At 50.1% G+C, this 18,921-nt stretch carries 19 protein-coding genes; 5 read left to right on the forward strand and 14 right to left on the reverse strand.

Translation table 11 applies throughout. From position 1 onward, the window contains the following. Positions 1 to 148: 148 nt before the first annotated feature. The 14 genes from CRO57_RS06000 to CRO57_RS06065 all read right to left on the reverse strand — a co-directional run bounded on the left by CRO57_RS06000 (position 149) and on the right by CRO57_RS06065 (position 13,931). Positions 149 to 844, reverse strand: a complete 696-nt coding sequence (locus CRO57_RS06000; RefSeq protein ID WP_097152413.1) for an RraA family protein — start codon at positions 842 to 844, stop codon at positions 149 to 151. 3 nt (positions 845 to 847) lie between these two features. Then, a complete protein-coding gene (locus CRO57_RS06005; protein WP_244580020.1) occupies positions 848 to 1,555 on the reverse strand; it encodes an alpha/beta fold hydrolase in 708 nt (235 codons plus the stop codon). Further along, the gene (locus tag CRO57_RS06010; protein ID WP_097152414.1) at positions 1,552 to 2,685 is read right to left on the reverse strand and encodes a cobalamin-independent methionine synthase II family protein; all 1,134 of its coding nucleotides are present in this window, start codon (positions 2,683 to 2,685) and stop codon (positions 1,552 to 1,554) included. The genes CRO57_RS06005 and CRO57_RS06010 overlap by 4 nt, the downstream gene beginning before the upstream one ends. 71 nt (positions 2,686 to 2,756) lie before the next feature. Next, positions 2,757 to 3,722 (reverse strand): cupin domain-containing protein, encoded by a 966-nt coding sequence (locus CRO57_RS06015; RefSeq protein ID WP_097152415.1) that lies wholly within the window; start codon positions 3,720 to 3,722, stop codon positions 2,757 to 2,759. 6 nt (positions 3,723 to 3,728) lie between these two features. Beyond that, positions 3,729 to 4,697, reverse strand: coding sequence for a nuclear transport factor 2 family protein (locus tag CRO57_RS06020; protein WP_097152416.1), 969 nt, complete (start codon positions 4,695 to 4,697; stop codon positions 3,729 to 3,731). Between the two features lie 47 nt (positions 4,698 to 4,744). Next, entirely contained in the window at positions 4,745 to 5,758 is a 1,014-nt protein-coding gene (locus CRO57_RS06025) for a LacI family DNA-binding transcriptional regulator (RefSeq protein WP_097152417.1), read from the reverse strand. After that, positions 5,755 to 6,519, reverse strand: coding sequence for an SDR family NAD(P)-dependent oxidoreductase (locus CRO57_RS06030; RefSeq protein WP_097152418.1), 765 nt, complete (start codon positions 6,517 to 6,519; stop codon positions 5,755 to 5,757). The genes CRO57_RS06025 and CRO57_RS06030 overlap by 4 nt, the downstream gene beginning before the upstream one ends. Then, positions 6,519 to 7,565, reverse strand: a complete 1,047-nt coding sequence (locus CRO57_RS06035; protein WP_097153236.1) for an ester cyclase — start codon at positions 7,563 to 7,565, stop codon at positions 6,519 to 6,521. Before CRO57_RS06035 ends, CRO57_RS06030 begins: the two co-directional genes overlap by 1 nt. A gap of 23 nt (positions 7,566 to 7,588) precedes the next feature. Then, entirely contained in the window at positions 7,589 to 8,896 is a 1,308-nt protein-coding gene (hisD, locus tag CRO57_RS06040; protein ID WP_097152419.1) for a histidinol dehydrogenase, read from the reverse strand. A 59-nt stretch (positions 8,897 to 8,955) separates the two neighbouring features. Further along, a complete protein-coding gene (locus CRO57_RS06045; protein WP_097152420.1) occupies positions 8,956 to 9,489 on the reverse strand; it encodes an ester cyclase in 534 nt (177 codons plus the stop codon). A gap of 14 nt (positions 9,490 to 9,503) precedes the next feature. Then, positions 9,504 to 10,385 carry a carbohydrate ABC transporter permease gene (locus CRO57_RS06050; RefSeq protein WP_170955967.1) on the reverse strand — a complete coding sequence of 294 codons (882 nt, stop codon included), beginning with the start codon at positions 10,383 to 10,385 and terminating at the stop codon, positions 9,504 to 9,506. A 4-nt stretch (positions 10,386 to 10,389) separates the two neighbouring features. Then, positions 10,390 to 11,418 carry a carbohydrate ABC transporter permease gene (locus CRO57_RS06055; RefSeq protein WP_097152421.1) on the reverse strand — a complete coding sequence of 343 codons (1,029 nt, stop codon included), beginning with the start codon at positions 11,416 to 11,418 and terminating at the stop codon, positions 10,390 to 10,392. A 139-nt stretch (positions 11,419 to 11,557) separates the two neighbouring features. After that, complete coding sequence (locus tag CRO57_RS06060) at positions 11,558 to 12,793, reverse strand: ABC transporter substrate-binding protein (RefSeq protein WP_097152422.1); 1,236 nt, start codon at positions 12,791 to 12,793, stop codon at positions 11,558 to 11,560. An 88-nt stretch (positions 12,794 to 12,881) separates the two neighbouring features. After that, positions 12,882 to 13,931, reverse strand: coding sequence for an ABC transporter ATP-binding protein (locus CRO57_RS06065; RefSeq protein WP_097152423.1), 1,050 nt, complete (start codon positions 13,929 to 13,931; stop codon positions 12,882 to 12,884). A gap of 125 nt (positions 13,932 to 14,056) precedes the next feature. On the opposite strand from CRO57_RS06065, the gene CRO57_RS06070 reads away from it, so the two are divergent. The 5 genes from CRO57_RS06070 (at position 14,057) to CRO57_RS06090 (ending at position 18,857) form a co-directional block, all read left to right on the forward strand. Beyond that, positions 14,057 to 15,043 carry a nuclear transport factor 2 family protein gene (locus CRO57_RS06070; protein WP_097153238.1) on the forward strand — a complete coding sequence of 329 codons (987 nt, stop codon included), beginning with the start codon at positions 14,057 to 14,059 and terminating at the stop codon, positions 15,041 to 15,043. A gap of 19 nt (positions 15,044 to 15,062) precedes the next feature. Then, on the forward strand, positions 15,063 to 16,100 hold the full coding sequence (locus tag CRO57_RS06075) for an ester cyclase (protein WP_097152424.1): 1,038 nt from the start codon (positions 15,063 to 15,065) through the stop codon (positions 16,098 to 16,100). Between the two features lies 1 nt (position 16,101). After that, positions 16,102 to 16,980, forward strand: coding sequence for an amidohydrolase family protein (locus tag CRO57_RS06080; protein WP_097152425.1), 879 nt, complete (start codon positions 16,102 to 16,104; stop codon positions 16,978 to 16,980). Between the two features lie 239 nt (positions 16,981 to 17,219). Next, the gene (locus tag CRO57_RS06085; protein ID WP_141401195.1) at positions 17,220 to 17,612 is read left to right on the forward strand and encodes a dienelactone hydrolase family protein; all 393 of its coding nucleotides are present in this window, start codon (positions 17,220 to 17,222) and stop codon (positions 17,610 to 17,612) included. A gap of 315 nt (positions 17,613 to 17,927) precedes the next feature. Then, a complete protein-coding gene (locus tag CRO57_RS06090; protein WP_210200768.1) occupies positions 17,928 to 18,857 on the forward strand; it encodes a FecR family protein in 930 nt (309 codons plus the stop codon). Positions 18,858 to 18,921 lie beyond the last annotated feature (64 nt).

Consider the following 18,921-nt stretch of genomic DNA (forward strand, 5'->3'; position numbering starts at 1 on the left):
TGAGGCGAAAAGCGAATAGAAAACAATTCTGTATTGTTCATATGATGCAAGTATGATTCCAGCGCCTAAAATAATAGCAAAATCAATATGTTGTAGCGCTCTATAGTCGGGAAGACGCTTGCAGAATCGATGGTTTTTTCGGTGTCATCTATGTTCTGGCTTTCTCAAAAGCTACCCAAGCTTGTTCGAATGCGGGGAAATCGAACCCATCCTGCTTTGCAGGGCCAAGCACAATCTGTTCATTCTCAAGCAGCGATTTGATTGCTTCCTCAAGAACAGGAAGCACATCTTCTGGGATTACCAAAGCACCATGCCTGTCTGCATGTACGAGTGCACCTGGTTGCACCTTCAATTCGAAGATCTCGACTTCCGTACCCAGCTCCTTCACATGCACAAAGCCATGACTTGGACCAATTGAACCTGCGACGACCGGGAAGCCTTCAGGTAGGTCGCCGAGATCACGCATCACACCGTTGGTAAGGGCCCCTGACATACCAAAGCCTTTATGGACCGTTGTGTTGATTTCGCCCCAATAGGCACCAATGCAAACAGGAAAATCGACATCCTCGATCACCGCGATAGATGGTTTCGGTGCTTCAGCCATGGCCCGATAGTAGTTCATACGACGCTCACGGATGACTTCAGGTGCTTCTTCTGGCGGGTTCACTGCAGCGATTTTTGCAGTACAGGCATAACCAACGATGGCTGGTTCATCCGGGGCAGAGCACTGCATGGTGCCGCGAGTGAAATCTGAAAAGCCGCGTTTTCCTTGTGCAACTTCGATGGCATTGCAAACGGTCGGTGTATCAACCGATTTGAGAAGGTTTAGCAAGGAGTCATTCATGTCTTATCTTTCCATCCAGCGCAGCAAGGCTTGATTGGTCTTGATGGGTTGTTCCAATGTTGGCAGATGCCCGGCCTGATCGATGATCTCCAATTGAGAATTCTTCATAAGGTCATGCATCAATTCGTGCCGCTCGATAGGACACAGGAGGTCTTCCCGACCACACAAAATCAGGGCAGAGCAATCTGATGCAGCTAACATATCCTGTTGGTCAGGGCGGCTCTGAAGTGCCCGTGACTGCTTAACAAAGATTTCCGGGCCAAACTTGAGCGCCATATCCATGCAGAGATCCAGGATCTGATCCCGTTGCGGGGTGTCGGCCAGATAATTCGGCTTCATTTCGTCCCGCATAACCTCACGAAGGCCTCCTGCTTGAACTTTGGTAATTTGCGGCTCCCGTTTTTGCTTCACATCTTCCAGTTCTGCTCTGGGGTTGGTATCCAACAGTGCTATTTTTTTAATCCGTTCAGGGGCTTGTCTTAGCATTTCCATTGCAACGATTCCGCCCATGGAAAGTCCTGCGAGAGCAAATTCCGATGCTGAGGTCTCGGACAAAATATGGGCAGCTAGATCTTCTATCGTATCGCCTTCAATGAGGTTGGCGACATAAACTGGATAGCGATCCGCCAAGGCTTCAATTTGCGGACGAAACAACCGGGCATCACACATCATGCCCGGTATGAAAAGCAACGGAAGACTGGCTGAGCTCACAAGCGCTCTCCGGCGAGGTCTGCCCCTTCACGCAGGCTCTTCAGCTTTGCATAAGCAATCTCTGGGTCGACTGCGCCATAACCCGCAAAGGTTCCAAAGCCGCAATCGGATCCGGCAATTACACGATCAGCACCGACAATATCGATAAAGCGCTCAAGTCTCTGCGCGACAAGCTCCGGATGCTCGACAAAATTGGTGGTCGTATCAACAACACCCGGAATGAGGATCTTGTCATCTGGAATTTCATTCTTGCGATCCCGGAAGACCGTCCATTCATGGGCATGGCGAGGGTTGGATGTTTCAAATAAAACGTAATGAGCCTTTGTTTTCATGAGCGTATTGAACACTTTATCCATGGAAATGTCGCAGACATGAGGACCTTCATAATTGCCCCAGCAAATGTGGACACGTACTTTTTCAGCCGGGATTTCCGAGAGGGCGAAGTTTAGTGCCTCGACATGCATATCAGCGATTTTGACGAACTCACGGTCAGAGAGGTCACTGAACAACATGTGACGAGAAAGCGCGAGATCCGGGCAATCAAGCTGCAAATTCAGCCCTGAGGCCACAATGGTCTCATATTCATCCTTCATTGCATGGGCGAGGGCGGAGAGATAAGAAGCCCGGCTTGCATAGAAATCATTTTGTAAAAAGAGAGAGATAACGCCGGGAGATGCCGCATTCATGAAGCCTTCCATGGCTCCATGCAAAGCCATGGCCGCTTTCAGATTGGCAATGTCCTTTTGCAGTTCGCCCTGTCCTTTGGACTTGACCTCATCGGTACACATGGGGCGGGCATAAGTAGGTGTGCCGCCATCACTCGCCAAACGCTCCAGAAAGGAAGGGAACATCTGAAGGTCCTGGGGTGCGTTTCGCGGGCTGTCACCAGAAAACCCGGTATAGCGATCTTTCACATAGGTCGCATAGGAAATCTTGGAGGTTTCACCATCACTGACGATATCGACACCTGCCTCTACCTGCTTTTTGACGGTCGCGCTAACTGCATCACTCATACAGCGATCAAAGGCTTCAGCATCGTAAGTTTTTCCTTGTTCGCGCGCAAAAATGAAATCCACGACGTCCTGAGTGCGCGGCAAAGAGCCGACATGACTTGTTTTGATGCGTGACATTCCTGGTCTTCTCCCTCCAGATATTGCACTCGGCCCCGGAACTCAGAACCGGGGCTGAGCAAATATTATGATTATCCTTGCCAGGTTGCTCCGGCGGGATCTTTAGTGTTCATCACACGGTACAGGCTGGCTTCTCCAGTCATGGATGGTGCGAGGCTATGACGGAGCTGTGGTGGAATTGCACAGACATCTCCCGGTGCAAGGGTGGTCTCTCCACCTTCCCAAGTCAACTTCCAGTGTCCGCGCATGACCATGAGAATTTCATAGCGATCAACACTGTAAGTCTCTTCAGAAATTGAACCTCGTGTAAGGAGTTCTACCTCAAATCCAGGCTTATCTTTCAGTAGGGCTTGTTCGCCGATGACTTTACATGGTTCGTCGGCAGCCAAGGCCATCATATCCCAATAGCGACCGATATAATTGCGAACGACAGCACTGGTTGGGGCCTCGGCATAATCCTTGAGTTGCTCATCAGTCAGCAGTGGCATCGGCGAGACATTATGGGGGAGGCTTTCGCCTTTCTTGCTGTCATAAAGGACGCCATTCTCACCCAAAATCAGGCCATGATCTTTCGCATCTTCAATCACTTGCGGAGCCCAGGTCACGCCACCACCAGCATCATCACCGCCAAGGATGGACATGATCATGCCATAGTCGGTTCCGATATTCTCGAACCCGCGGAAAATTCCAGTTGGAATGTTGAAGATATCACCTTCTTCGCAAACAACTTCGCCTGCATTGCCCCAACGACCCCAGAAGAAACGCCAGCGACCTTTCAGAACAAAGAAGACTTCAGCTGTGGTGTGACTGTGCAGGCTGTTTCGGCACTTGGGAGGCTGGCCAGCCGCCCCAATATTGAAACCAGGGGTGTCTGCAATATGAACATGCTGATCAGGGCTCTCAGATACGCCGCCACCAATGATGGTGAAGTTTTCTTTCTGATCAGATCCAGGCGTGTGGGCGTCGATAAAGGCTGTGCGGCATGGCTTCAAATCGCCATAGCGGACAATGCGCTTTTCCATTTCTTGAGGTGTCATAACTTCTTACCCTGTTTTCAAAATGATTTGTTTCCAAATGGACGTCTCGTCGAAGAGAGCGAATTCACGTCGCAGTCCCCATGGTCCAAATTCCGCATGACAGGCACCCATCACATAGACATCGGCCCCGGTCGGTGCTCCAAACATTCCCCAACCGTCATGTTTGCCGGTCAGGCTCCAACGTAGTGCTGCGCGTGGAGGCATCATCGGATCATCACGACCAATCTGATGCTCGATTTTGAACTCGGCGTGAGGGAAGCTTGCACGCAGTCCCATCCAGAAAGCATCCACCGCATTGTGGGAATGATCTGAGACATCGCCTGCATATTCGACCTGACAACCGCGATCGTAGGCAGTCGGAATGACAGCAAGATCGGCATTCATGATACGGGTTAAAATATCAGCATATTTCGCGCCCCATTCATTGTCGTTGCCCTTGCCTTTGTAAGGTCCGGGCTGATCGGTAGAGCGAGAAAGGGGACGAACGCAATTGTCTGGTCCGCCTTCGCGTTCAATCAGATCGCGAGCATAGTCGGCAGGGTTCCAGCCCATCTGACGCACGATGGCACCTTGATCCCGAATGAGCCATTCATCATTGATCTGATTGTTGATGGCATGGCAGTCGGCAATGATGCGATATCGCAACTTCTTACCAGTCGCTTTTCCAAATACACCGTCACCCAAGTGGGTTGCGGTAGAGAAGATACGGTGGGAGGACAGCATGCCGTCTTCAGGAGAACCAGACCAGATAACATCCTCACCAAAGAGTGTGCGATCCGGAAACTCGTTCAAGGTAGCCATGGTGGCAGCAATCACGCCCTGATTGCCGACGGAAACAGATCCCGGCATTCGAACGACAATGTCGGGAGCATAATAATCATGCAAGGTCGCGATGCCGCGATCTTCCCAGATTTCCTTCGTGATCTTGATAATATAGTCTGGGAAATCCTTGAATTTGGGGTCAAATCCCTTCATGTCATTCTTCCAAAAGTAGGTTAGAACTTATCTGCTCGCTTGTTTCCTCAAGCATCTGCCTTTCGTGCTGACCCACGGATGATCAATGGACCATCAATGGCAACACGACGAACAGGTGAGGCTGGATCTTCGATCCGGGAGAGCAGGGTGGTAACGGTCTCGGTAACCATGCGATTTGCAGGTTGGCGTACGGTGGTCAGATCGTAGCTAGGCCAGGAAGCAAGCGTCACGTCATCATAGCCAACAACGGATACATCTTGTGGTATGCGCAGGCCGAGTTCGAAACGCAGCACGTCCATCACGGCGAAAGCCATATGATCGTTGGCAACGAAGACGGCGTCAGGTCGGTCTTCGCAATCAAAGAGAGTTCTTGCAGCTTGCTGAGCTAGCTCATAACGAAAATTGCCTTCCGCTCGGGCAAACAAGGTTTGGCCGGTTTCTGCAAGACCTGCGATGAAACCAGCTTCGCGATCTCGCTGGGTGGAGGCACCTTCCCAACCGGCAATATGAGCGATCTTCTTGTGTCCGGCTTTTATCAGAAATTCTGCCAGTTTTCGGCCGCCAGCAAAGTTGTCTGAGCTGACACCTGAAAGGCGGTCGTCATCCTGCTGACGGTTGAATAGTACAATGGGAATGCCTGCCGCTTCACAACGAGCGGTCAGATCATTGGACATCCCGACCGATGCAGTAATGATGCCATCAACCTGATAGTCCAGCAGCTCATCAATCACGTCCTGAGTGGCTTCGCTATCATTGGAGGCCATGAAGACCAGAACATGATAGCCATGCTGTTGTAGCTCATTGGAAAGTTTCTCGATTGCTTCCGGATAGAACTGGTTCTCCAGATAAGCGACGACGAGACCAATGATCCGGCTTTTGCCAGTAATGAGTGAGCGCGCAAGAACATTCGGGCGATAACCAAGTTCTGCCGCTGCAGCGCGAACTTTATCCGCCGTTTTCTTGGAAACGCTTGCACCGGGTGTGAACACGCGCGACACAGCCGACTGGCTGACGCCTGCGAGCTTTGCGACCTGAGTGCTGGTGACTTTTTCGGAACTCATTCTGCTGTCCAGCCTCCGTCAATCATCAGTGCAGTACCTGTCACCATGGCAGACGCATCAGAGGCCAGAAACAGAACTGCGCCCATCATGTCTTCGACTTCGGCAACCCGTCCAAGTTTGATCTTCTCCGTAATCCATTTGACCTTATCAGGCTGATCGAAAGTGGGTGCCGTCAAAGGCGTGCGAACAAAGGTTGGGCAGACGGTATTGACCCGAATTTGCTTTGGTCCAAATTCAATGGCCATGGCTTTGGTAAAGCCTTCAACCGCATGCTTGGTTGCACAATAGACGGCCCGATCGATGCCCCCGACATGTCCCATTTGGGAGGAAATATTGATGAGGGAACCCGGTTTGCCAGCATCAATCAGGCCTTTGGCGACAGCTTGGGTCAGGAAATAGGCGCCTTTGATGTTCAGATCCGTGACTGCATCAAAGTCTTCCGTGGTTGTGTCAGTTGTCGCGGAATGTCGCGCCAAACCGGCACTATTGACCAGAATGTCGAACGGCCCCAGTTCCGAAATCTGCGCTTTGGATGCTTCTACGTCGGATACATCCATGCTTACCGCATTTGCGGTCCAGCCCTTGGCTTTCATGGCTTCCACTGCATCGCTCAATTTTCCCAATGAGCGCGCAGCAAGGGTAACCTCTGCGCCTGCTTCAGCCAAGGCGGCTGCGGAAGCTAAGCCAATACCAGAAGAGGCACCGGCAACAAGGGCTTTTCTGCCATTAAGTCGGAAAGAGGGAGTTTGGGGTAAGATCATTATGGGGCCTTTCCTGTCTCATGATCAAATCCGGGACGCGATTTATTAAACTCACGCAGACGCGCAAATACATCGACTCCGATTTGATCATACATGTGCAGAAGGTCGACAAGCACCCAATTCTCGCGAATTTTTCCGTTTTCCAAACGCCAGAAGTCGAGACTCCGTAGGGAGATTTTTTTATCCATAGGAGCAATGCCCAGCCAGCCACCAGCTGAAATGGTCTGAGCCATATTTGGCCAGCCCGTTACAGCCGCGTAATTTTGGTCTCCAAAGAAGTGATGAGTGACTTCATCCGGATATTGCCCGCGATCAGGCATGGCAGCGAGAAACGGGATCTGATGCCAATTGCGAAACCCCTGAATGCCGCGAGCAGTTCCGATTCCAGCCGGCCCATACCAATTCATCTTCTCGTGCCAGAAGCGATCAAGCTGCATGACCTCCGGGCCACCTGTTGAGGGATACAGAGAGAGGTGCTTGAGCATATCGACGATATGCGCGCAGGTTTTTCGGCCCTGTTCAACGTCGTATGGCCCCGGAACCAAACCATCCTGTGTTGCTGGGCCAGGAACATGCCATTCCCGCGCCAAACTGGGTGATAATGGCCAAGCCTGAGCCTGCATCATGACTTCCGGAATATCCCAAATAGCTTGGACTTCTACAATCTGCTCATTTTCGAACCGATAGAATTCATGAAAGCGCATTGAAATTTGATGCCCAGTGGCTGGAATATTCAGCCAAGGATTAGTGAAGGTGCCTGTATGATAACCGCCACATCCAATCCAATCGGCTCCATCATCTTCTGATCCAGCCATGACGATATAATCACGTCGTTCCAGATCGGGCAGAGCCGTAAGCAATGGGGCATAGACAGTATTATAGAAAGCATCCGGTCCGTTCAGATCCCCGAACGGATGGCACATATGAAATACCGCGTCAGGATGCATGAGTTTTTTGAGCTCATCACGCACATCTTGTTCGGTAAAGTCATATTGAGCAGCTCTCAAGGGAGAGAGGAGAGCTTTATGCCGACTATGTTGATCCATAAAATCCATGCCCCAAGTTCAGCTTATTCCGCGCCTTGGCCGTATGGCACATTCTTACCGCCATAGCGGCGAACGCGCACGTTGCACTGCTCGGCATGGCCAACAAAGCCTTCAAGCATGCATAGACGGGAGCCATATTCACCGATCTTGGTGGCAGCCTCATCAGTGGTGATTTTCTGATAGGAATGCGTCTTGAGATATTTGCCAACCCATAGGCCACCCGTATAGCGTCCGGCTTTCTTGGTTGGTAGAGTATGGTTGGTGCCAATCACCTTGTCGCCGTTGGAGACATTTGTACGAGGGCCAAGGAATAGGGCACCATAGCAGGTCATGTTTTCGAGGAACCAGTCATCACGGTCGGTCATGACCTGAACGTGCTCGGAAGCAATATCATCTGCCACCTCCAGCATCTCGTCATAGCTGTCACAGAGAATGACTTCACCATAATCACGCCAGCTGACAGATGCTGTGTCAGCGGTTGGCAAAATTTCCAGAATACGGTCAATCTCTTCCAGGGTCTGTTCTGCCAGCTTGCGGGAGTTGGTTACCAGAACAGCCGGAGAATTGTAGCCATGTTCAGCCTGACCAAGCAGGTCAGTCGCACACATCTCAGCGTCAACGGTTTCATCCGCGATCACCATGGTCTCGGTTGGACCTGCGAAAAGATCAATGCCGACGCGACCAAAGAGCTGGCGTTTGGCTTCGGCAACAAAGGCATTGCCCGGACCAACCAGCATGTGAACGGGATCAATGGTTTCTGTGCCAAGAGCCATGGCTCCAATCGCCTGAATGCCGCCCATGACATAGATTTCATGCGCACCACCCAGATGCATGGCTGCGATCACCGCCGGGTTTGGCTTGCCCTGAAAGGGAGGGGTGCAGGCAATAATACGCGGCACACCCGCAACCGATGCTGTCGCGACAGACATATGAGCAGAGGCAACCATAGGGAACTTGCCTCCAGGTACATAACAGCCAACTGATTGCACAGGAATATTCTTGTGACCGAGAATAACACCGGGCATGGTTTCCAGCTCGATATCCAGCATGGAATCCCGCTGAGCCTGAGCAAAATTACGAACCTGCTTCTGAGCGAACTTGATATCTTCCATGTCACGTGGAGAGACCTGAGCCATCAGATTCTCAATTTCCTTCTCGGAGAGACGGAATGAGGCAGGGGAGTAATTGTCGAACTTCTCGGATAGCTCACGCACGGCCGTATCACCGCGTTGCTCAATCTCTTTCAGGGTGTTTTCGACAGTTTCACGCACCTTTGCGTCATCTTCTGACCGTTCGGTTTCAGGCTTGCCGCGTTTCAAATATTCAATCATGTGCCTCGTCCTTTCGAACCGACTTAAAGCTGTCGCTTTTTCTTAAAACTTATGGAGGATTATTGGTTAGCCAGAGCAGGGGGCATTGCCTCCCCACGGTCATATTGCTCCCAGCCATTACCATCGAAGACATCGACGCCGAGCTGGGACAAAACATGAGGGAAGTCGACCATCACCCAATTGTCGACGATCTTGCCATCGATAACTTTCCAGAAGTCCATATAGCGGATTTCAACGCGCTTGCCGCTGGCTGGAACGCCCATAAAATCACCGGAGTGAGTGGCCTCCTGACGACCAAATGCAGCAGCCCATTCACCCATATAAAGACGGGCTTCATCGATGCAGCTTTTATCGGAAAAAGCGGCTTGAAATGGTCGTTGCCAGTTGTCCTGAAACTCCCGCAGTCCGTTTTTAGATCCGCAACCAAAGTTACCCATCCAACGAAAACTTTGGGAGAAAAACTCGCCGATATCACTGATGCGATGATCGTTCAGGCCATCAACCATATTTTCGATAACGGCCCGGGTTTCCTCTGTCTTGGACAGATCGGTGTCTTTCGACAGCACCGCTTGTTCTGGGCGAGAACCTTTCATCTTAAACTCCTAACTTAACCCTTGACTGCACCAGCAGTCAGACCACTGACGATCTGTCGTTGGAAAAACAGAACCAGAATGAAGAGCGGAACTGTTGCTGAGACCACTGCAGCAACCGCGAACATCACATTGCCTTCGGTATAGGTGGTGCCGAGATAGGCTGCGATTTCAGGAACCATGGTCCGGTTCTGTTCGCTCAACAGCATCGAGGTTACTGCAAAATCATTGTAGGCGAGCAGGAAGCTGAACAGACCTGTGGTGATAACGCCTGGCCACATCACCGGGATAATGACATGACGGAAGGCTTGGAACTGACTGCAGCCATCCACCTTGGCGCTTTCGTCGAGCTCTTTCGGGATCTTCTGGAAGAAGGAATGCAGCATCCAGAGAGTGAAAGGCTGATTGATAGCAACCAGAACAATGATGGTGGTTGGCAAAATACCCCATACATTCCACTCGAAGAATGGCAGCAAATAACCAGACACCAGAGTGATTGGAGGCATCGCGCGGAAAATGAGCGCGGCAATCAGCAGCCACACGGTGTAACGGTACGAGGATCGAGACAATGCATATCCGCCAAGTGTTCCAATGGTCAAGGACGTGCAGACCACGAAGAAACACACGATGAGCGTGTTGATCGCATGCTTCCAGAATTCCTCCTGAACCCACGAACCGTAATAGCCGGCATCGGTGAAGGCACTGCCATGAGCAGCTTTAGTTCTTTCGCCGGTAAGGGCATAAGTCCAATCGGCGATGGAGAAGAAATCAAGCTCGACCTTGAAGGACCCCCACAGCGTCCAAAGGAATGGAAAGGCTGCAAGTACGAACCAGACGATGATGAACCCGTTGATGAGAAGTTTCAAAGACAGCGGGCGTTGTTGGGCTTTCACAGTCATGATCTTAGCTCTTCGCGTTAAAGTCACGCCAGGTGCGGATAAGCACCGGCGTCAAAAGAATGGCCACACCGAGGATGGTCAAAACGGAGGAAGCAGAAGCTGCAGACAGCTGACGTGTTTCGCCACCCAGATCATTGAAGATGATCCAGCTCAAGCTTGTTGCATGGGCCGAGGCATTGAAGCCGACGATTGGTTCGAATATCCGGAAATTATCCATCAGCTGGATCAGAGCTACGAACGTAACCAGTGGCATCAGGTGAGGGATGACGACATATTTCACGCGCTGCCAACGGGTGGCACCATCAATCATGGCGCTTTCAATCTGGTCCTGCGGCAGGGTCTGAAGACCTGCATAAAAAACGACAAAAGCGAAGGGAGCTGCGTGCCAGACGCCATAGATGATCAGCATGACCCAGGTCAGGCCAGTCGAAGCCTTCATGGAAAAGTCAGGGTCACCAGCAAGTGCCACCAAAGCAGATCCTACAACACCACGGCTATCTACCATCCAGAACAGGATCAGAGAGCCGATCAACGGAGTGACGATCATCGGCAACAGGGAGAAGAAGATCATCAGCCCCTTGAGATGCCGGTGTAGGGAATTGACTGCCAAGGCAATCATCAATCCAAAGATGATGAGCAATGGAGTGACCAGAAAGGTGAAAGTCAGGGTAAAGCTCAGTGCACGATAAAGCGGCAAATTATGAACTTTCGAAATGAAATCACCCATACTGTCGGTTGCTTGCCAGGCAGTAGCGATTTCATTGACGGCAAGATGGCCACGGTCGAGATAGATATCGAGCCCTACAAAGCGACCCAAAGGCTGATTGGAACGCAGTTCTGCGGTGGCATCATGATCAACTTGTGTCTCCGTAGTGCAACCGACCAATGGCGTGCAACTCTCAACTTCAACCAGAACAGCCTCATGAGGTGCAAAAATCGACTGCAGAAACACAGAAACGATTGGCATTGCGATGAACAAAAGCATCGCCGCCGCCGTTGGGAAAAAGAACCAGAAGAATGTACGATGTCGCATCGATCAAAACCCTGTTGGAAAAGCCATGTAGAGCTGGTTTTGGGCGGAGAAGGGGGTGAGTTCCCCGCCCAACGAGGACTAGTCTAGATGAAAGTCCGTCCGGACTTGAAAAGCGCTATTGCTTTTCAATTGATGGCTTCTAGTTCAGGAAGCCCTTTTCCTTGGCGGCTGCAGTGTAGGCTGCCTCGACATCTTTCAAGGTCTGCTCGGCGCTTTCTTTGCCCTGCAGGAAATCAGCCAGTTCGCCACCCAAAGCAGTATGCATCAGGCCCATGTAGGGCACCATCGGATAGGAAACTGTGCCGGCCTTGGCGGCATCGAAGACACCTGTCGCTGTCTCAGACGGCTCATAGCCCTTGATCAACCAAACAGCCTGTTTAGCCACTTCCGTGTCATTCATGAGCTCTGGACGAATACCATTCATCATGGCAATGAAAGTAGATTCTGCTTCTGCATCAGAGATGTTTTTGGCAATGGTCCAGCCATCCCACCAAAGAGTTGAGGCGGGAATGGAACCACCTCCAACGGTCATTGGGCCGGCAATCGCATGGCCTTTCTTCACAGCATCCGTCACACCATCAGTCGTGGTCTGAGTGGCTGCACGGCTGCCCCACATGTTCAGCAAGGCCACATTGCCCGCTCGATATTCGGCATTGGTAGCGTTGGAATCATGGGTCAGATAATCCGGGTTCATGTATTCGGTCAGTGCCTTCATCATGGTCAGCGCCTTGACACCGGCTTCAGTGTTCACATTGGGTTCGGCACTGCCTTTTTTGAAGTGTGAGCCACCATAGCCCAGGAACATGTTGTTGAATTCCTGAGCGAGGTTCCAGCCAGCAGCATAAGCACCACCGATTGGGTTTTTCATGACGCCTTTTTCGCGAATGACTTTCGCTGCGGCCAGCATGTCTTCATAGGTCTTTGGAACCTCAAGGCCAAGATCTGCAAGCACATCCTTGCGATACATCAGGTGCTGAGCATTCGCCATGAAAGCAACAGCCATTACTTTGCCATCAATCTTTATGAGCTGAGACGGCTGAAGATCTTTGCCATATTTTGCGACAAGACCATCCAGAGGACGGATCAGGTCTTCATTCATCAAGGCAACAATCGTGCTGTTGGCGATGATGGCAGAGGTATATTCTGCTGGATTACCCTGCATACCGGGAACCTGAATATTCTTGTGATCGGCGGTGAGGTTCTTTTTCACCTCGGCGCCTTTGCATTCAGCGGCTCCTGCACCAACGGTCTGAATGGCAGGGAACTCATTGCCAATAATGCTCACCCGAGCACCAATTTCACACGCTGCGTTGGCACTGGTGGTTGCTGCTGCCAGTGCAAATACACTTGCCAGGGCTAATTGCTTCAAATTCATCTAAACTCCTCCCAAAGTTTTTGAGCACATAATGAAATCTGCACCCGAATAGTCCGAATAGTCCGAATAGTCGAAAAAGGATGAAGCCTTAGGCTTCAAGACGTGCGCCTGTTTGCGCATCGAATAAGTGACAATCTTTTGCCGGAATTTTCAGTGAGACTTGCTCACCAATTTCGGCTCGATAGGACTTGTCCGCTTTCACCGCGACCAACTGTCCACCAATGCGAACTGTGACCATGGTGGCATCGCCAAGCAGTTCGAGCGTATAGATAGGGGCATTCACCTCGCCGTCTGAATCTACCGTGCTGGCATCTTCTGCGCGAAAGCCAAGTGTGACTTTACCATCCGGTGCTGAAAGTCCGGATATCTCGACATTCTCGGCGCGGAAGGTTCCGTTCTGAATTTCGCCTTCCATCAGGTTCATGGCCGGGGAGCCGATGAAACTGGCAACGAAAGTGTTTGCCGGGTTGTCGTAAATCTCCGTGGGGCTACCGACTTGCTGGATGACACCACCCTTCATCACCACAACCCGGTCGGCCAATGTCATGGCTTCGATCTGGTCATGGGTCACATAGATGGTGGTTGCTTCCAGATCATGGGTCAGGTTCTTGATCTGAGCCCGAGTGGACACCCGCAATTTCGCATCGAGGTTGGACAGTGGCTCATCCATAAGGAAAACTTTGGGCTTGCGCACAATGGCGCGTGCCAATGCAACACGCTGTCTCTGACCACCCGATAGAGCAGCGGGTTTGCGATCCAGAAACTCATTCAGTTCCACACGCGCAGCAGCTTGCATGACCCGTTCGTGATGTGATGCTGGATCAATGCCACGAACCTTCAGGGGAAAGCGAATATTCTCATAGACATTCATGTTGGGATAGAGGGCATAGCTCTGGAACACCATTGCCACTTCTCTATCCTTTGGTTCCTTGTCATTGACCTGCTCGCCATCAATCAGGATCTCTCCTTCGCTGGCGTCTTCCAGTCCTGCAATCATCCGCATTGTGGTGGTTTTGCCACAGCCGGAAGGACCGAGAAGCACAAGGAACTCCTTGTCTGCAATGGTGAGGTCAAAGTTGTGAACCCCTACAAAGGATCCCCAACGTTTTGTGACGTCGCGCAATCTGATTTCAGCCATTGGTCCTCCCAGAAATCATTATCCAAGGCATTTTGCATACGAATGCAAAAACTCTAGACTCAGCCGTGGCAATTTGGCAAGGTCAATTTTGCAGACGTATGCAAAAATTTCAGAAAGCAGACTTCATGACCGATCAACGTGCATTCATTCGCCAAGGCCTAATGGATCTTTTTTCAGCTTCGGATGGGCAAGAAAAAGCATTGATAAATAAGTATTTTTCCAGATCTTGCGTTTTTGATATTTCAGCGCCGGTCGGTCAATTTACAAGCCATGAAGAAATCAGTGAAAAATTTTTCCAACCGTTGAAAAATGCGCTGTCTCACGTTCATCGGCGCGATGAAATCTTTATCGGTGGAGACAATAGACGCTCCAATGGTGGCTACTGGATTTCCTGTTTGACCCATTATGTAGGCAATTTTAATCGGTCATTATGGGGGGTGAAGCCGAGCAATCATCTTGTCTTTTTGCGTTCTGGAGAATTCTACCGGGTTGAAAATGGTAAGATTGTCGAAGCCAAGCTGATCATCGATTTTCTTGATCTGATGCGTCAGGCAGGTCGTTTTCCGTTGCCTTCCAAACTTGGCACGGAAATGCTGTTTCCAGGTCCGGCGACCCATGATGGTGTCTTGCCCATGGCTTCAGAGTTGAGCGAGAGTTCGCTTAACGTCGTCGAAGCCATGCTAGGCGATCTGCATGTCTTCAATCCCGATACATTCACATCAAAAGGCCAAACCGGCGATGATGGCTACTGGCATGATGACATGCTCTGGTATGGACCGGGTGGAATTGGTTCTAACTTCCGCTGGGAAGGGTTTCATCAAGACCACCGGGCGCCATTCTTGACAGCCTTTCCGGACAGGAAGGGCGGCGACCACTACTGCCGGATTGGTGATGGCAATTACGCGGCTGTCAGCGGATGGCCCTCCATGACCATGACGCATAAGGGAGATTATCTTGGCATCAAGGCCACCAATAAACCACTGACTTTGCGCGTTATGGATTTTTATCGCTGTCATACGGGCAAAATCGCCGAAAACTGGGTCTGCCTTGATTATGTCGATCTCTTCTCTCAGATGGGAGTGGATTTGATCAAAGAAGCGGCCAATCTCTAGATTATCGGAAAAGAATACAATGACACCTTCAGAGGCCAAAAGCACATTCTTCAAAAAACTGAAGCAATTTGCCAAGGATGGCGATCCGGCAAACCTTTATCACGAGAATGCAGATTGGTTTGGGTCGCATCCCTTCAATGAAATCAAAGGGCATTCGGCAATTGTTGATGTTTGGAAGACAATAACGAACGCAATTCCAGACATGGAGAGGCGTGATAGCATATTTGTTGCAGGTCATAGCAAACCAGATGTTCGTATGCCGGATGGGTTTACCGATCGTTTGCTCATTGCAAGTCTTGGGACTTATCAAGGCACATTCGAAAAGGATCTGCTTCATATTCCTGCCACTCATGGTGTTGTCCATTTACGCTTCTGCGAGGTACATCACATCAAGGATGGATTGATCGAGCATTCCTATGTCATGCTGGATTTTCTGGATTTGATGCGACAGGCTGGTGTTTGGCCGATCCCGGCTTCATTGGGAGCGGAACATGTTTGGCCAACGCCTGCCAGTATGGATGGCGTGAGGCCTGAGATTTGTGATGAGAAAGCCGGAGATCAGGCTTTTGATGTCGTGATGGGCATGCATGCGGCATTGCTGTCATTTGATGGAGTGGATCTGGACAGCATGAAGCATTCGAAATTCTGGGACGAACACTTCATGTGGTATGGCCCATCCGGTATTGGTAGCACCAGAGCAATGTCTGGCTTCAGAGCTCACCATCAAATTCCATTTCTCACTGGTTTTCCTGACCGAAAAGGGGCAGGGCACTATATCCGAATTGGTGACGGAAACTATGTTGTGACGGGTGGTTGGCCATCTGTTGTTGGTACCCATACCGGTGAATGGTTGGGCATGCCGGCGACTGGCAAAATCATCGATATGCGTGTCATGGATTTCTATCGCATAGAAAACGGCAAGATTTGCGAGAATTGGGTTCCAATAGATGTCATCCATATGCTGAAGCAAATGGGTTTTGATGTCTTCAAACGTCTGAAGCATTTGAGAGGTCTGCCTGAAAGAAACCTGACGTCAGCGAAAGCCGGAGGATACTGAAATGAGTATTGATGCTCACCATCATCTGTGGGACTTGCAGGCTGTTCATTATCCATGGCTTATGGAAACGGGAAAGCCGCGTTTTTTCGGAGATCCATCCTCTATTCAGCGCAATTACCTTCTGGATGAATTTCGTGCCGATGCCGAGCGCCAGGGAATAGGTGCATCTGTCCATATTCAGGTCGGAGCCGCTGATGCCATGCAAGAGGCTAAGTGGGTGCAGTCTGTTGCAGACGACAATCCAGATTGGCCATTGGTTCAAGTGGTGTTCTGCGATCTCAGCACTGAAGACGTGGTGAGACAACTGCAAGCATTCTCGAAAATGAGTTCGGTGCGAGGCGTGCGTCAGATCATTGGTCGAGCACCAGGAGAAGATAGCCAGTCCGGCACTCGCCAATTGTTGGATAATTCTTCCTTTCTCGAAGGTTTGAAGGCGACAGCAGATCTAGGTTTGGGTTTTGATCTGCAATTGCTGCCTGACTATATGGACGCAACCGCCGAAGTGCTGGCGCAAGTACCGGACCTGAAGGTCGCTCTTTGTCATGCGGGATCTCCATATGACCGGTCTGAAGAGGGATTGAAGAACTGGACCAAACAGATGGAGTGTCTCTCCGCTCTTCCAAATGTCTATTGCAAACTATCTGGTCTCGGGATGTTTGATCATGATTGGACTATTCAAGGCATTCGTCCGATTGTCGAGGCCTGCATCGGCCAGTTCGGGGCCAACAGATGCATGTTCGGCTCCAACTTCCCGGTTGATAGCCTGAGTTCAAGTTATGATAAGATCGTAAAGGCTTATGAGGAACTGATCCCCAGCAAATACCATTTAGATATCTTCAAGAGCACCGCTCAGGGATTTTACGCGTTCAATTTCAACTAGTTTCTCTTGATAAGCCAACAACCCTGTTGGGTTCCATAGCATTGCCAATCTGGTTAATATTGCTTAGATGAAACGATACCTGTTTTCAGACCACCTCGAAGATATCACTCATGAAATTATGCGTTATCTCAGATATCCATTCTCAACCGATGCCATCCAACTGCCTGTCCAACAAACTTTCGAAGGTCTCTGAAATAACCAGACTCACATTATGTGAGTTAAGCGGGGAACCTAACCTCATGGGAGATGCGTTACATCATCATCTTTTCACAGATGGCGGCATGGACAAAGCAGTACGTAACCTCATGTCACATTGGGGAAAAGACCATTGGGGGTTAGGCTATAGCGCCGGCGGAACAGTTCTTTGGAAAGCCGCCGCGCGAGGCCATGCCTTCGCGGGCATATTCTGTGTATCTTCAACCCGTTTGAGAAATGAAGGAGCGATCGAAACACCTCATCACGTCTTTTTCGGCAATAAGGATCCAAACAAACCTGCCTCCGAATGGCTATCGACTGTTCCGAAGCAATATACGCTCCTGAATGATGCCGGACATAATTATTATCTGGATGCTCACAGTACAGCAACTGAGCTAACTTGTAAGGCCATGGCAAGACAAATGTCCGTATTGTGAGAGCGATGTGAGATCCGTGCTTTTAATAAAAACAAATTTTGTCATTTTCTCGATTTAATGCGAGAGGTGACAGCTTCCTGTCAGGTTTATCCATTAGACTTGGTTCGTTCCGACCGACTTACTGCGAAGGAAAGCTGAACAGCAAAGAGAGCCCTGATTGGTCTTGTTATTTGGTATCGATCGAATTTAACACGATTCATTTACGTCACCTTTACTCCCCAAATGCATACTGTCTGTGCGGGTGAAAGCGAAATGCTATCAATCAGGAAATTCAGCCGCTTCCGGTCTGTGGGGAATAGGAAGCAAAACAACCATATGTCGGGTGATAGAGTGCAGAAGCTATTTGTCAATTTTCTAGCCTTGTTATTCATTTGTTGTCTCTCTGTTTCCGCTAAGGCTGACTTATCATGGGAAGTGAGAAAAATCAGCGGTTCTGCATGGCTTCTTCAATCCAATCAGGAAAAGATTCAGCTTAAGAAGAACTCAACGCTTAAACCCGGTAATACGTTAAAAACCGGAGATCGAAGCCGTGTCCTGCTAGCGCGCGGCAAAGAGCGCATTCAAGTGGGTTCGAATACAGTTCTTTCCATTCCGGCAGATAATGACCAAAAGCCTGGTCACACCACGATCAAACTCAAAAGCGGACAGCTGGATCTGATCGTCGAAAAGATGCCGAATACGCATTTCAGCGTAGATACCCCCTTTATTGCAGCTGTCGTAAAAGGAACACGCTTCACAGTATCGACAACGGCAACGAGGTCTCTGGTTCGCGTATTTGAAGGAGTGGTTGGGGTAAAAAGTTATATTTCTGACGAACATGCAGATATCAGACCTGGAAAATCAGCCAGTCTTACATTTTCCAGTCAGTCACAAACGCGCTTGCTATTGCTTGATAATCCACCACAAGCGCGGCTGTTTGAAGATTTTCCAGAAGTCTTCTCTGAATTGAATATTCCATATCCAGATGTGTCCAATGTTCCAGTCAACAAGGATATGACGGTTGGTGGCATAGTTGAGGAAACGATCAACCTTGTGCTTTCAACATTTGGGGCTGCCTTATCCAGTATAGGCAACACTTTAAGTGCCATTTTTACACCAATCCTCATGCCGGTTCTGGATATAATCGATCAGTTTTACGACAGTGTGCTACCCAACACCGCTCCTTTGTTACTTGCGCTATCTGCGATCGTTGGCTTGATACTATTTGGATTGATTGCCTATTCCGTCAGAAAAGGACGGCAATAGAAATGAATTTCGCCTTCATCTTCTAGCTTGATACGAGATCATCGTTTGGCCAGAAAGCCTTGGG

Source organism: Cohaesibacter gelatinilyticus, assembly GCF_900215605.1.
Classification (GTDB): Bacteria; Pseudomonadota; Alphaproteobacteria; order Rhizobiales; family Cohaesibacteraceae; genus Cohaesibacter; species Cohaesibacter gelatinilyticus.